This window comes from Synechococcus sp. R55.4 (assembly GCF_047461935.1).
Lineage (GTDB): Bacteria > Cyanobacteriota > Cyanobacteriia > Thermostichales > Thermostichaceae > Thermostichus.
In genome coordinates this window covers 1-13908 of the sequence record NZ_JANSIF010000071.1, presented here as the reverse complement: position 1 = coordinate 13908, position 13908 = coordinate 1, and the positions used below count along the sequence as shown (strand labels likewise).

Genomic DNA, 13908 nt, shown 5'->3' with positions numbered 1-13908 from the left:
TTGAATGGTGCGAATGTGATTGCGCTTTTGGGGGCTGTCGTAAACCAGCCTAGAGGTTCGGGCCTGTTTTGTTCTCTAGTAGAGCAGGGCAGGCTCAGGGCTACTGAAAGCCCGCTCCGTACCGCTTTAGCGGTCGGAGTCGGGTAGTTTACCTTCTCCTCTGTCCGATCCCCCAGCCAAGACCAGGCAGAAAAAAACCGGACTCGGCTTCAAGCCTGCCCGTTGATGGATCCCCTCACCCCTTTCCCACAGGGAGAGGGGAAGACTAATCTGCGCCTTTCACTAGCCGACGAAAGGCCTTTTTGCCCACCTGCAAAATCCGCCCGGCCAGCTCCGAGGCATGGGCAAACTCCAGGTCGGGATCCTCCACCTTTTGCCCATCCAGCCGCACGGCGCCCCCTTGAATCTGCCGACGGGCCTCGGCGGCACTCTTGCACAGGCCACACTCACGCAGGATGTAGCTGAGTTTAACAGGGTAAGACAACCCATCGATGGCAAAGGTGGGGATGGATCCCGTTTCGGCAAGAATACCGTCTAGCACCAAAGCTTGAGCGGTGCGCTGGGCCTCTTCTGCCGCTGCAGGGGAGTGAAACTGGGCCACTAGGGTCTTGGCTAGGAGGATCTGCCGCTGGCGGGGATCCTGCGGCAGCTCGGCAAGGGGCACTGAGGTGAGCAACTCAAAGTAGCGCTCCACCAGGTGATCCGGCACCTTCTCCAGCTTGGAGTACATGGTGAGGGGATCCTCAGTCAGCCCCACGTAGTTGTTTTTGGACTTGGACATTTTCTGGTACCCGTCCAACCCCTCCAAAAGCGGCACCGTCACGCAGAACTGCGGCGCTTGGCCCTTCCAAATTTGCAGATCCCGACCGGTGAGCAGGTTAAAGCGCTGGTCGGTTCCCCCCAGTTCTACGTCGGCTGCCAGAGCCACCGAGTCGTAGCCCTGCAGGAGGGGATAGAGAAATTCGTGCAGATAAATTGGCGTTCCAGCTCGGTAGCGCTGGGCAAAGTCTTCTTTGGCCAGCATCTGCCCCACCGTCATCTGGGCCTGGAGTTCGATCAGCTCGCTGAGAGTCAGGTGGGCCAGCCACTCGCTGTTGCGGCGCACCTCCAGCCGGCCAGGGGTCTCAAAATCCAAGATCTTGCCGGCCTGCTCCAAGTAGGTGCGGGCGTTTTCCTCCACTTCTGCTGGGGTGAGGCGGGGACGGGCCTGCGATTGGCCGGTGGGATCCCCGACCAGCGCCGTGAAGTCCCCGATGAGCAAAATGGCCACATGGCCCGCATCCTGAAACTGGCGCAACTTGCGCAACACCACTGAATGGCCCAGGTGTAGATCCGGTCGGGTGGGATCGATGCCCAGCTTCACCCGCAGGGGACGATCCGCTTGCGCCAAGCGCTCCGCCAGGGCAGCAGCTCCTCCTGGAAAGATCTCGGCCACCCCCCGCTCAACAATTTGGGCTATCAACGGATCCCGGTACGTTGGCGAAACTGAGGCTGACGATAAACTCAAATCCTGCTCCTCCGGCTGAACCCATGAGCCATTTTAAGCCCACGCAAAAGATGCTCGATTCTCAACTCAAGATCTTCTCCCCCTAGCCCGGTTGGAGTTGTCGATGGGCAGGGTTGGCCATCCTGCTGCCCCAATAGACGCCGCCCTATAATGGGTCTGGCTTGTTGTTGCTTTGCAACACGGACGTGACAGGGTTTTTGACGTGACCTACGGTCGCAGACCATTGGCCCGCCGGGCGAGAAAGCCGGGGTTGGAGCGTGTCTCCAATTCCCCTTTTTCCGGATCGGGGTTTGACGAGCATGCCGACTATACCCCACCCACCCGCCCCTCCCGGATTGCCCAGGTTGCCGGTGTGGTGGGCAATCTGTTGCTGGGATCCCTGCTCTTGGGATCCACGGCAACGGCTGCCGGATTGGTGGGGCTGGCCATTAGCTTCCGCAACTTGCCGGACGTGCATCAATTGCGGGATTACGTGCCCATTGCCACCACCCACATTGTCGATATTCGGGGCGAGCCCATTGCCAGCCTACACGGGGAGGCCAACCGGGAAGTGATCTCCCTTGAACAGGTCTCGCCGGAGATGAAAAAGGCCTTGCTGGCCATTGAAGACAGCCACTTCTACACCCATCCAGGCATTAATCCGGTCAGCTTGGGCCGGGCGATCCTAGGCAGTGTGGAGGGGGGTATAGGCTCGGCGGGGGGGGGATCCACCCTGACAATGCAGTTGGTCAAGAACCTGTTTTTGAGGCCGGAGCGTACCCTCAGCCGTAAAGTCGCCGAGATCGTGTTGGCGGTGCGCCTAGAACAGGTCTTCAGCAAAGACGAGATCCTGGAGATGTACCTCAACCAGGTGTACTGGGGGCACAATCTCTACGGCATCCAGGCGGCGGCCCGCAGCTACTTCAACAAGGATGCGTCTGAACTGAACTTGGCTGAAGCGGCGATGTTGGCTGGGATCCTGCCGGCCCCGGAAACCCTTAGCCCCTTTCGCAACCTGGAGGGAGCCAAACGGCGGCAACACCTGGTGCTGGATCGTCTGGTGGAGCTGAAGTGGATTACCCCCGAGGAAGCCCAGGCGGCGCGGGAGCAAAAGCTGACCTTAGGCCGCATTACCTCCTTTCAAAGTAACGCCCCAGCAGTTACCGACGCCATTGAGGCGGAGCTGCGGCGCCGCTATGGGGAACAAGCTCTAATGCAAGGAGGTCTGCGGGTTCAGTCCACCATCGATCTGCGTCTGCAGCGCCTTGCCCAGCGCATTGTCAATGAAGATGGCCCCCGCATTGGGGCAGCTCGTCGTGCCGATCAAATGGCTTTGGCGGCAGTGGATCCCCGTACCGGCTATGTGAAAGCCATTGTGGGCGGGATCAACGCTCAGCGGGGCCAATTTAACCGCGCCACCCAGGCGTTTCGCCAAACGGGATCCACCTTTAAGCCCTATGTGTACTACGCGGCTCTGGCCAGCGGGCGCTATTCACCCGGCAGCATTTTGGAAGATACCCCCGTCACCTATCCCGGCTCGCCGCCCTACAGCCCGAAAAACTACGACAACACCTTTTATGGCCCCCTCACCTTTGCTCGGGCTTTGGAGCTCTCCCGCAACGTGCCCACGGTCAAGTTGGCCGATGATGTTGGGATCCGCAACGTCATTGCAGCGGCTCAGGCCACGGGTATTACTGCCGAGATGTTTCCCAACTTGGCTACAGCTCTGGGCTCGGCCAGCGTCAGCCCCCTGGAGATGGCGGCCAGCTATGCGGTCTTTGCCAATGGCGGATATCGGGTGGAGCCGACCCTCTTGGCCCAGGTGGTGGATCGCAACGGCCAAATCCTCTTCGAGGCCAGGCCTCAGCCGCAGCGGGTTTTGGATCCCTGGGCGGTGGCTACGCTCAACCAAATCCTCAAAGGGGTAGTGACCCAAGGCACCGGGAGGGCGGCTCGTCTGGACGATGGGCGACCCGTGGCCGGCAAAACCGGCACCACCTCCGATTTCCGCGATGCTTGGTTCATCGGCTACGTGCCGCAACTGTCCACCGCCATTTGGATCGGCAACGACAACAACTCCCCCATGCTGCCCGGCACCGCCGGCGGGGCCTTTGTTGCCCCCACCTGGAAGCGCTTTATGACTGAGGCTCTGCAAGGGATCCCACCTCAGGACTTCCCCAGCCCGCATCAATTTCCCCCTCCCCGACCATGAGCTACAGCGAGGAGCGGCTGGCGCGCATCGAGCGCACTGTCGAGGCCAACGCTCAGGCCATCGCCCAACTGACCCGACAGAACCAAGAGGTGCTGCAAACCATTGCCGGCACCGAGGAGCGCATTGCCAGGGCCGAGGAACGCATTGCCAAAGCCGAGGAGCGCATTGCCAGAGCCGAGGAGCGCCTCGAGGCCGAGGTCAAACGGTGGGACGAGCGGTTTTTCCAGCTCAGCCGCGATACCCTCAACTTCACCCGCAATGTGGTTACCATTGCCGCCATCACGGCGGTTTTGATCCCCCTGCTCAGGGATGTCGCTCCCCTGCTGATTGAGCTGCTGCGGGAGGGATCCCGTTAGCGCTTTCCAGCCGGGACGATCTCGCTTTTCCGACCGCTGGCCAACGAGTGGTTGTCGGCCATTGGGCTGAGACAGCCGCGGTTCCACCTCTCTGGGGTCGAGCCCTGTCCCAGCGGGAATCGAAATGTCCAAGGGATCCCAAAGCGTAGTGATTCTGAGTTACACTAAGACTGCAAAGAAAGGTAACGCCTTTTTCTGGTTCTCCTGACCCTTCACCGCGTTCTTTCTTGCATTCCTTGCACAAGACACAGAGGACAGACGATTATGGCTTTTGAACTCCCGGCTCTGCCCTATCCTGCCGACGCGCTGAAGCCCTACATGTCGGCAGAAACGTTTTCCTTCCACCACGGCAAGCACCACGCGGCCTACGTAGCCAACCTGAACAAGCTCATCGAGGGCACCGATCTGGCCAACAAGTCTCTGGAAGAAATCATCAAGGCCACCTTTGGGGATCCCAGCAAAGCGGGTATCTTCAACAATGCTGCCCAAGTTTGGAATCACACCTTTTTCTGGGAATCCATGAAGCCAGGCGGGGGAGGTGCGCCTACCGGGCCTATTGCCGACAAGATCAACGCCGACTTTGGCGGCTATGACAAGTTTGCAGAAGCCTTCAAGACGGCAGCCGCCACCCAATTTGGCAGCGGTTGGGCCTGGCTGGTGCTGGACAACGGCACCCTGAAGGTTACCAAAACCCCCAATGCCGAAAATCCGCTGGTTCACGGTCAAACGCCCCTGCTCACCTTGGATGTGTGGGAGCACGCCTACTACCTGGATTACCAAAACCGGCGGCCTGACTTCATCAATGCCTACCTGGAGCACTTGGTGAACTGGGATGCCGCCAATGCCCGGCTGGCTGCCGCCTGACTCTACCTGTTCTGGGATCCCTTGACGGGGGATCCCATCGAAGACTAGCCCTATGTCTCTGTTTGCGAAGGGATCCTTGGGGATCCCTTTTTTGCGCCTAGTCTTTCCCCAAGCGTTCTCGCTCCTCGCGCAACCGCTCCAGAAAGCCAGGGGTGGGAGGTTGGGTTGGAGGGGCTGTAAGGGGAGCAGAAGTTGGAGCAACCCGGTTCACTTGGGGAAACAAAGGTTGATTGATGGGCTGCGGCGGGAGAGGTTTGGCTGGGACAGGGGCTGGAGAAGGTGGAGCAGCGGGCGTGGGCACTGCAACCGGTCGGGGTGGAGGCACAGCAGGGGCTGGAGGAGGAGGTGACACCTGCTGAGTTGGAGCAGGGGGCTGAGGGGTAGAGGACACTGCCTCTGGAGTTGCCGCTGGCCTGGGTGTGGGCTCGCTTGCGGACTCACCGATTCCCAGATCTGGGGCGGGATCATCCTCAAACACCGGTTTGCCCTCCGGATCCCGCGGCAGCCAGTCCAGCAGAGGTTCAGGAGTGGCTGAGGGATCCCGCTCAGGGTGCTCTGCACCGCCGACTGGAAGGGGGCGTTCGGGGGCAGCAGGCGGTCTTTCGCTGCCTGGGCCCGGATCCAACAGCAGACGCAGGCCCCAGAAGGTGCTCCCCGCAATGACAACAAAAAGGGCTATCCCAGCCCAGAGGGGAAACGGCTTGGCCTCGGGCTCTGCCTGGGTACTGAGCAGGTGTGTGCCCGACTGCCCTGCATCCACCGCCGCCAGGGTACGCTCGGAGAAGATGGGTGCGGTTGGGGGGGGCGCGAGGGAAGAGCTGGCAGCGCTCTGGGAGTGCAGGGATCCCTCCAATTGGGCGCTGAGAACCTTCATATCTTGGGGCCGCCGGTCGGGATCTTTGGCCAGACAGGAGAGCACCACCTGTTCCAGCTCCAGCGGAATCTCATAGGGCAAATTCGAGCGATCGAAGGGCTGAGGCTGTTGGTAATTGTGGGCCTCGTACCAGCCGGGGAAAGAATCGCTCTTGGGTCGCAGAGGTTGTTGCCCGGTCAACATGCGGTAGAGCACTACGCCAAGCGAGTAGATATCCGAGCGGGCATCCAGGGCTTCCCCGCGCACCTGTTCGGGAGAGGCATAGCGCACCGTACCCAAAAAGCCGGTGGTCTGGGTGCCGAGGGCAAGGGAAACGTCGCTGAGGAGCTTGGCAATGCCGAAATCCAAGATTTTGACGGTCTCCCCCAACGTTTCATCTTTTAGGACGAAGAGGTTGCTGGGTTTGATGTCGCGATGGATCACCCCCTTGATGAGATGGCCATCCTGCTCGGTCTCTAGGTTGTGGGCGTAATAGAGACCGGCACACACTTGGCGGGCAATCCTCACCACCTGTTGAGGCGGCAGCACCGGCTGCTTGAGCATCAGCTCCCCCAAACTGCGCCCCGTCAGGTATTCCATCACCAGGTAAGGTTGGTCGTTCTCTAGGCCATAGTCCAATACCTTGACAATGGCAGGGTGCTCCCCCAGCAGCGTGCTGATGCGAATTTCCTGCTGAAAACGTTTGTGCAACTGGCGTCGGGTGTTGTCATCGCCTGCTAAGTTTTGGTGCAACAGCTTGACCGCCACCGGACGGTTGAACAGGCGCGTATCGACAGCCTTGAACACCCGCCCCATGCCACCTGCTGCAATGCTGTGAACCAGTTGATAGCGCTGGCCGATCACTTTTCCAGGAGCAAGCTGGTTCATGGGCAGCCCAAGAGCATGTACCCTCTGATTCTAATGCGTGTTTCTCGGGGGTTTCTCCCGCCTTTCTCTGGGCACTACTGCCAAGCTGTTTTCACTGCTTAATGTGTCTTAATGTGTCTGATGTACTTACTTTTGAATACTTATTAAACGCCCTGCCAGTAATTGAAGGCCGGACAAAGTCTGTGGGGCATCGAGAGCTACTTGGATCTGGAGGGATCTGATAGACTCATGCGGGCGCTTTGCCGGGTCTGTTCATTAGCTGTCTGTCGGGTGATTTATGCTGGCTAACTGGCTGCAAATTTCGGGGATCCCTCTAGCCCTGATCGGCCCTGTTGAGAATCCGGTGCTGGTGTTTTTGATCATCCTGACCATCATGCTGGTGGCTCCCTTGCTATTTGAGCGGCTGCGCCTGCCGGGGATCATCGGGTTAATCTTGGCTGGGCTGGTGGTGGGGCCCTACGGCTTGGGCATCTTGCGGCGGGACGAGACCATCATCCTGCTGGGCACGGTGGGGCTGTTGTTTCTCATGTTCATGGCGGGGCTGGAGACCAGTCTGGAAGATTTGAAGCTCAATGCCGGGAAGGCCACCATCTTCGGGGCGCTCACCTTTCTGTTGCCCATGCTCATCGGCACAGCAGCCATGTTGGCCATTGGGTATGGCTTTCTGGCGGCGGTGCTGGTGGCCTCTTGTTTTGCCTCTCACACCCTGATCGGTCTGCCCATCATCTCGAAGCTGGGGTTGATGCGCCTGCAGACGGTAACGGCAACTTTGGGGGCCACCCTTATCACGAATGTCCTGGCTTTGTTGGTGCTGGCGGTGGTGGTGCGCGCCCACCAAGGGGAGCTGTCGCTGCGCTTTTGGCTGACGTTGATCCCTTCCATTGCCCTCTACACGTTTGCCACCCTGTGGGGGGTGCCCAAGCTGGGCAGTTGGTTCTTTCAACGCTTTGGTCACGACGAGGGAGCAGAGTTTACTTTCGTGATCGCCACTTTGTTTGTGGTGGCCTACGGAGCGGGGTTGATCGGCATTGAGCCGGTGGTGGGAGCCTTTCTGGCCGGGACGGCCATTACCCCCATCATCCCCCAGCTCAGCCCCCTGATGAACCGGATCCAGTTTATCGGCAACACCCTGTTTGTGCCTTTTTTCTTGATCTCGGTGGGGATGCTGATCAATCCCGGCATTCTCTTGGGAGAGCCGCGCTCGCTGCTGGTGGGAGGGGTGATGATCGCAGCGGAGGTGGTGAGCAAGTTTCTGGCCGCTTGGATCCCGGCCCAATTGTTTGGCTGGCGCTTTGCCAGCGCTATGGTTATGTTCGGTTTGTCGATGGCTCAGGCGGCGGCTACCCTGGCGGCAATCACGGTGGCCTTTCAGGTGAAGTTGGTGGATGAGCTGACGGTGAACGGCATCATTGCCATGATCCTCGTGACCTGTGTTGCCTCGCCTTGGATTGTGGCCCGCTGGGGAGAGCAAATGCAGCCCACCGAGGTGGCCGCAGAGTCCACCGAATTGCCCAAGCCAGATTGGGGAGCTCGCGTCTTGGTGCCGGTGGCCAACCCGGATACTGAGAGGAACCTGTTACAGTTGGCTTTGATTTTGGCCAAAAAAGATGGGGGAACGCTGCTGCCGCTGCATGTTTTGTCTGACCGCGCCGGGATCTCGCCGGCAGCCCTGGCCCGGCAGGAGCAGTTGCTGACTTTCGCAGAAGCTCTGGCCCACAGCGCCGTGACCCGAGTGGAGCCGATTCGGCGGGTGGATGACTCGGTGGAAAAAGGGATCATTCGCTCGGCGGCGGAACGGCAGGCAACCTTGGTGATCCTGGGCTGGAAGGGCTACTCCACCTATGCGGAGAACTTTTTCGGCAGCATCATTGACGCGGTGGTGCGGCAGGTGGGGATCCCAGTCTTGATTACGCGGTTTCCGGTACCCATCGAGACAGCACGCCGCATCCTCTTGGTTGCACCGGAGCTGGAGGTCTCTCCCGGATCCCTACAGCAGACCATTGGGCTGGCGCAAACGCTGGCCGGCGAATTGAAAGCGGGTTTGCAGATCCTGCTGGTGCAAACCCGACCTGGGCGGGAACGCTCCCCAGCCTTGCCGGCAGAAAGCTATGCCCACTTGCCGGTTCAGCGGGTGCAGGGGGGGGTGGTGGCGGAAGCCTTCAAAGCGCTGCAGCCAGGAGATGTGTTGGTATTGGTTCCCAGCGAAACCGGCAACCGGTCGCGTCTGGGCCGAGAGCCGGAGACCATCGCCCGCAACCGACCCAGCCTTCCCATCATCGTGGTGCATTTGCCACGGGACTCGGCCTATCCCTTGCGCCAAGGAGAGGGGGCTCTTGCCGCTACAGAGTCAACTTGGCAGTGATGGCTTTGGAGTGTTGTCTGGCGGATTTGAGCTCTTGTCTCAACTCCGCCCCAGCTCCCCTGGTAAACTGGGATACCCCGGCTTCGGAACCATCGTGAGCCAGAAGGGAGGCCCAGAGCCATAGACTATGTTGATTGAGGAAGTGGGGATGGTACCCTACGGAGCACAGGAGTATGGTTGCCTATTTGCTGGAAGTCGGCTGTGAGGAACTCCCAGCCAGTTTTGTGGATTCGGCCCTAGAGCAGTGGCGAACCGGGATCCCGGCCTCTTTGGCGGAGGCCCATTTGCAAGCGGAGCAGATGCAGCTTTTCGGTACGCCGCGCCGCCTGGCGGTTCTGTTGCAGGGGTTGCCCACCCAGCAGCCGGATCGCACCCTAGAGGTGAAGGGGCCGCCGGTTCAGGTCGCCTACCAAGATGGCCAGCTCACCCCTGCCGGGGAAAAATTTGCCCAAAAACAAGGGGTGGATCCCGGCAGCCTGGAAATCCGGCAAGTGGGCAAGGGATCCTTTGTGTTTGCGGTGCAGCGGGTGCGGGGCCGACCGACGGCAGCCGTGCTCCAAGAATTGGCACCCGCCTGGATTACCAACTTGAGTGGGGAACGGCTGATGCGCTGGGCCTGCGGGGATCTGAAGTTTCCGCGCCCCATTCGCTGGCTGGTTTCCCTTTGGGATGATCAGGTGCTGCCTTTGCTGCTGCCGACCCACGAGGGCAATACCATGCCGGGCTTGGTGGCCGGGCGGGTTAGCCGGGGGCACCGCGTTTTGGGATCCCAGCAGGTCACTCTGGAGCGGGCCGAGAGCTACGTTCAGCAAATGCAAGAGGCCGGGGTCAGCCCCGATCCGGCAGTGCGGGAAGCGTACATTCAGGCCGAGGTAACCAAGCTGGCCAGGCAGGTGAATGGGGAAGCGCAGATCCCTGCCCCTCTGCTGCGGGAGGTGGTGCAGTTGGTGGAGTGGCCGACGGCGGTTTTGGGGCGTTTTGAGCCGGAATTTTTGCGCCTGCCGCCGGCGGTGATCGAGACGGTGATGATCATCCACCAACGCTATTTCCCGGTACGGGATGGCCGGGATCCCCAGAAATTGCTGCCCTATTTCATCACCATTTCCAATGGCGACCCTGGGCAATCGGAGCGGATCGGGGCAGGCAACAGCCGGGTGGTACGGGCGCGCCTGTCGGATGCCCGCTTTTTCTACGAAGAGGATCGGCGGATCCCTTTGGCGGAGCGGGTGGAGCGCCTACAGGCAGTCGCCTTTGCTGAGGGGCTGGGATCCATGCGGGACAAGGTGGAGCGCATCCGCCACATCAGCCGCCTCATTGCTGCTGCCTTGAACTTGGATGCCCAGGAACAAGCGCTGGTGGAGCGCACCGCCCAACTGTGCAAAGCGGATCTAGTTACCCAAATGGTGTACGAATTCCCCGAGCTGCAGGGGATCATGGGGGCCGACTACGCTCGGCAGGATGGGGAACCGGAGGCGGTAGCCGAGGGGATTGAGCAACACTACTGGCCTTTGGGAGCGGGGGACGCTTTGCCCACAGCACTGACGGGGCGGGTGGTGGGCTGGGCAGATCGCCTGGATACCTTGGTGGGCATGTTTCGCTTGGGGCGGATCCCCACCGGCTCCTCGGATCGCTTTGCCCTGCGGCGGGCCGCCAACAGCCTGGTGCTGGTTGCCTGGGATGCCGGCTGGACTTTTGACTTCAACTTGCTGTTGCAGAGCGTGGTGCAGGACTATGCCTTTGGCGATGTCCACACCTTGCGAGCCTTGCAGGAGTTTTTGGCCCAACGGATACAGACCCTTTTGCAGGAGGAAAAACGGATTGATTACGACTTGGTCAGGGCTGTGGTGGGGGATCCCGAGTCGGTCAAAGCGGAGGATCCCCAGAAGGCCGAGCTCACCATGCGGGCCCTGGGCAACCTGCCCTTGACTTTGCTGCGGGCGGAGTACCTGCAACACCTGCGGGCCACCGGGGAATTGGCGGATCTCTATCCCACCCTCAATCGCTGCGCCCGCCTGGCAGCCCAAGGGGACTTGGACTACGCCGTGGTGGATCCGGCAGCCGCCGTGGATCCCGGTCAGTTGCAGGAGGCGGCAGAAAGGGAGTTGTACGAGGCTTGCCAGAAAATCTATCGTCTGGGGGTGGAGCCGGCCTTACGGGGAGATTTTGTTCCCTTGGTGGAAGCTCTGCAAGCGGCAGCCCCTCAGGTAGCCCAGTTTTTTGAAGCCGTTCTGGTGATGGATCCGGATCCTGTGCGACGGGCCAGCCGGCTCAATTTGCTGGGAGTATTGCGCAACCAGTCGCGCCTGTTGGGGGACATGGGGGCTGTGGTCATGGCAGGGGAATCCTCGCCGGAGAAGACCCCCTAGCCGTTTCAGATCAGTTTACTTCGAGACAGATCCCCCTCACCCCCAGCTTCTCTCCCAGAGAGAGCTACCCCCCAAGGACTCTGTCCCACTGGCGCGAACGGCTTGGGAATGGACATATCGTCATTTCCACTCAAACTCAGAACACTGTGCCCACACCTAAACCGTTGGTCGCGTCTTCGCGTCAGCGTTGCGGAGCAATAGCGTTGCGGAGCAATAATGCAGGGGGTTAGAAGGTTTTTCAAGGACTCCGTCCCGCTGGCGCGATCAGTAGCCCAGGCGTCTCATCTTAACCTGAACAACCATACGATTTATCCAAGAAATTGCAAACACTGCTGCAAAGCCCGCTGCACCGAGCCTAGGTAGCCCTCTCCAAACAGGTTGAGATGGTTGAGCCAGTGGTAGAGCTGGTAGAGGGGCTTGCGGTGAGGATATCCCTTATCCAAAGGATAGGTCTGCTGATAAGCCCGATAGAACTCCGGCGGAAAGCCGCCAAACAGTTCTGTCATCGCCAGATCCGTCTCTCGATCCCCGTAGTAGGTGGCCGGATCGAAAATCACCGGGGATCCATCGGCCAAGGCCCCGTAGTTGCCGCCCCACAGATCTCCATGCAACAGAGCGGGTTCTGGCCTGTAGTCCTGAAAAAAGGCTTCCAGCTCCGCCATTACCCGTTCGGCTTGGGCCACCCACGTGCCGCGATACCCCTGTTGGCAAGCCAATTTCACCTGGTAGAGCAGCCGCTGTTCCCGATAAAAATCCGGCCAATTCTGCCGCCAACTGTTGATCTGAGGCGTAGAGCCGATGGTGTTGTCGCGCTCCCAACCGTAGCTGCCGTTGGGGGATAGGGTGCGGTGCAACTGGGCCAACTGGGATCCCAACAAACCCGCAGTGTGCGGACGGGGCGAGGTTAGCTCCAGGTATTCCAGCACCAAGTAGGCCTGCTCTCCTACGGATCCCCAGACAATGGGCTGAGGTACGCGAATGGCCTGGGCAGCCGCCAGGGTTCGCAAGCCCGCAGCTTCCGCTGCAAACATCTCCAGCGCTCTTTCTCCCCCACGGGCCAATTTGACAAAGTAGTCTCTTGCCCCTTCTGCAAGAGGGTTTTGGGAAGCGCAAGAAAACCGATAGGTGGCGTTGATGCTGCCCCCGCCCACAGAACGATACTGCAGGGGCCGTAAGGGATCCCCTGTCGCTTCCGCAAGGTGCTGGGCGATGGTTTGCCAAAGAGTTTGCATCAGCAGCCAAAGTCAATTGTCGGAGAAAAACAGGTACTTAATCAGACATCAGACCTGTAAGCACACCACCCACTAGGGTAATAATTGCCCCTCGGCTGATGAACTCCTGGTTGTCCAAGCGCTTGCCAATCCCGTCCATCTTCTCGCTCAGTTTGCCTTCCATCCCGTTGATCCTTTCGTTCAACTGGGCCTCAATGCCATCAATTTTCTCGGTGAGCTTGACCTCGACGCTGTTAATCCTTTCGTTCAGCTTGGCCTCAACGCCATCGATTTTCTCGGTGAGCTTGACCTCGACGCTGTTAATCCTTTCGTTCAGCTTGACCGCCACCCCGTCAACCCGCTCTTCCAGCCGCTTGATCTCCCCTTGCAGCCTTGTTTCCACCTGGCGGATCTCGCCCCGCATTTCTGTAAATTGCAGGTCGATCTTCCGATCCAGGGCGAGGATGAGATCTCTGAGATCGGGCTGGGCAGTTTCGTTCATGGGAAAGAGAGCAGCGGGGCTTGAAGCCATTATGGCAGCAGAGCACTCTGCTTCATCGTGTCGTTTGTCTTGTCAGCCTTGCTCAAGTTCATTCCAGAATGAACGTTTGCAGGCTTGCCATGGCAGCGCCGAAATCCTCGGTCAATTGGGGTGGCCCAGCTCCTATTCCCCTTCAGTAGGTGCTGCTGCCTCAGGATCCAAAACGGCTCCTGCCCCGTAAGAGTCAATATCTATGGCCTGGGAGCCGCCCGTAGCCAACAGAGCCAGCAGGGATCCCAACTGCCACCACACCAAGCCTGCCGTGCCCAACACTAGGATCCCACCGACGCAGGCGGCCAGAGCCATAGGCAGGCCAAACACATTCAAACACGCAGCCACAAAGCCAAAGGTAAACAAGCAGCAGAGACTGTAGGTGAGGATCACCCCAGGAGTGCGATAGCGAATTTGGGCTTGGCTATCCCGGTTGAGCTGCCAAAGGGCTACCTGGTATTCCAACTTGTCCTTGAAAAGGATGCCAAAGATAACGGCAAAAAAGCTGAGCAGGGCAATGGCAGAGTAAATGGGGGGATTGGCGAAGGGATCAGAAAAGTTGCCGCCGGCGTAAAGGGATTCCATGGGGCCTACCTCGGTTCGGGATCTAAGCTCTTAGCTTAACATTTCTTAGCATTACTGCCAGTAAGCCGGGTTGCGTTAGCTCCACCAGGTCCACCCTAACCAGGTTGTCGCTCACCAAAAAACTGGGTCTGAAGCCCCGCCCTTGAGGCCTACGGCCCGCTGACGCGACAGGGCGGCTTTCATGTGTGTACAA

At 59.7% G+C, this 13908-nt stretch carries 10 protein-coding genes and 1 pseudogene; 6 read left to right on the top strand and 5 right to left on the bottom strand.

Features of this window, described 5'->3' with window-relative positions:
* A pseudogene (locus tag NW842_RS13205) lies at nt 1-147 on the top strand (RNA-guided endonuclease TnpB family protein); the annotation flags it as partial.
* A gap of 118 nt (nt 148-265) precedes the next feature.
* Here NW842_RS13205 and tyrS read toward each other — a convergent pair.
* Nucleotides 266-1462, bottom strand: a complete 1197-nt coding sequence (gene tyrS, locus NW842_RS13200) for a tyrosine--tRNA ligase (protein ID WP_414375285.1) — start codon at nt 1460-1462, stop codon at nt 266-268.
* A gap of 247 nt (nt 1463-1709) precedes the next feature.
* Between tyrS and NW842_RS13195 the strand changes: the two genes are divergently transcribed.
* The 3 genes from NW842_RS13195 to NW842_RS13185 all read left to right on the top strand — a co-directional run bounded on the left by NW842_RS13195 (nt 1710) and on the right by NW842_RS13185 (nt 4918).
* On the top strand, nt 1710-3698 hold the full coding sequence (locus NW842_RS13195; protein WP_414418214.1) for a transglycosylase domain-containing protein: 1989 nt from the start codon (nt 1710-1712) through the stop codon (nt 3696-3698).
* Nucleotides 3695-4054, top strand: coding sequence for a hypothetical protein (locus NW842_RS13190; RefSeq protein WP_414418213.1), 360 nt, complete (start codon nt 3695-3697; stop codon nt 4052-4054). Before NW842_RS13195 ends, NW842_RS13190 begins: the two co-directional genes overlap by 4 nt.
* Before the next feature lie 264 nt (nt 4055-4318).
* Complete coding sequence (locus tag NW842_RS13185) at nt 4319-4918, top strand: superoxide dismutase (protein ID WP_414375281.1); 600 nt, start codon at nt 4319-4321, stop codon at nt 4916-4918.
* Between the two features lie 97 nt (nt 4919-5015).
* Here the strand turns inward: NW842_RS13185 and NW842_RS13180 are convergent, their stop codons facing one another.
* Nucleotides 5016-6659 carry a serine/threonine protein kinase gene (locus tag NW842_RS13180; RefSeq protein ID WP_414418212.1) on the bottom strand — a complete coding sequence of 548 codons (1644 nt, stop codon included), beginning with the start codon at nt 6657-6659 and terminating at the stop codon, nt 5016-5018.
* Between the two features lie 277 nt (nt 6660-6936).
* Here NW842_RS13180 and NW842_RS13175 point away from each other — a divergent pair, with 277 nt between their 5' ends.
* Nucleotides 6937-9021, top strand: coding sequence for a cation:proton antiporter (locus NW842_RS13175; RefSeq protein ID WP_414375283.1), 2085 nt, complete (start codon nt 6937-6939; stop codon nt 9019-9021).
* 173 nt (nt 9022-9194) lie between these two features.
* Nucleotides 9195-11387: a glycine--tRNA ligase subunit beta gene (gene glyS / locus NW842_RS13170; protein WP_414375284.1), complete on the top strand. Its 2193-nt coding sequence runs from the start codon at nt 9195-9197 to the stop codon at nt 11385-11387.
* 308 nt (nt 11388-11695) lie between these two features.
* On the opposite strand, the gene NW842_RS13165 is transcribed toward glyS, so the two are convergent.
* The 3 genes from NW842_RS13165 to NW842_RS13155 form a co-directional block, all read right to left on the bottom strand.
* On the bottom strand, nt 11696-12619 hold the full coding sequence (locus tag NW842_RS13165; RefSeq protein ID WP_414356882.1) for a fructosamine kinase family protein: 924 nt from the start codon (nt 12617-12619) through the stop codon (nt 11696-11698).
* Between the two features lie 37 nt (nt 12620-12656).
* Nucleotides 12657-13100, bottom strand: coding sequence for a hypothetical protein (locus NW842_RS13160; RefSeq protein ID WP_414418211.1), 444 nt, complete (start codon nt 13098-13100; stop codon nt 12657-12659).
* Nucleotides 13101-13262: 162 nt separating this feature from the next.
* On the bottom strand, nt 13263-13715 hold the full coding sequence (locus NW842_RS13155) for a hypothetical protein (RefSeq protein WP_414358508.1): 453 nt from the start codon (nt 13713-13715) through the stop codon (nt 13263-13265).
* Nucleotides 13716-13908: the final 193 nt, after the last annotated feature.

Coding starts and splice junctions, on each gene's coding strand:
- NW842_RS13190 (WP_414418213.1), top strand. CDS start 3,695: ATGAGCTACAGCGAGGAGCGGCTGGCGCGCATCGAGCGCACTGTCGAG.
- NW842_RS13185 (WP_414375281.1), top strand. CDS start 4,319: ATGGCTTTTGAACTCCCGGCTCTGCCCTATCCTGCCGACGCGCTGAAG.
- NW842_RS13180 (WP_414418212.1), bottom strand. CDS start 6,659: ATGAACCAGCTTGCTCCTGGAAAAGTGATCGGCCAGCGCTATCAACTG.
- NW842_RS13175 (WP_414375283.1), top strand. CDS start 6,937: ATGCTGGCTAACTGGCTGCAAATTTCGGGGATCCCTCTAGCCCTGATC.
- glyS (WP_414375284.1), top strand. CDS start 9,195: ATGGTTGCCTATTTGCTGGAAGTCGGCTGTGAGGAACTCCCAGCCAGT.
- NW842_RS13165 (WP_414356882.1), bottom strand. CDS start 12,619: ATGCAAACTCTTTGGCAAACCATCGCCCAGCACCTTGCGGAAGCGACA.
- NW842_RS13160 (WP_414418211.1), bottom strand. CDS start 13,100: ATGAACGAAACTGCCCAGCCCGATCTCAGAGATCTCATCCTCGCCCTG.
- NW842_RS13155 (WP_414358508.1), bottom strand. CDS start 13,715: ATGGAATCCCTTTACGCCGGCGGCAACTTTTCTGATCCCTTCGCCAAT.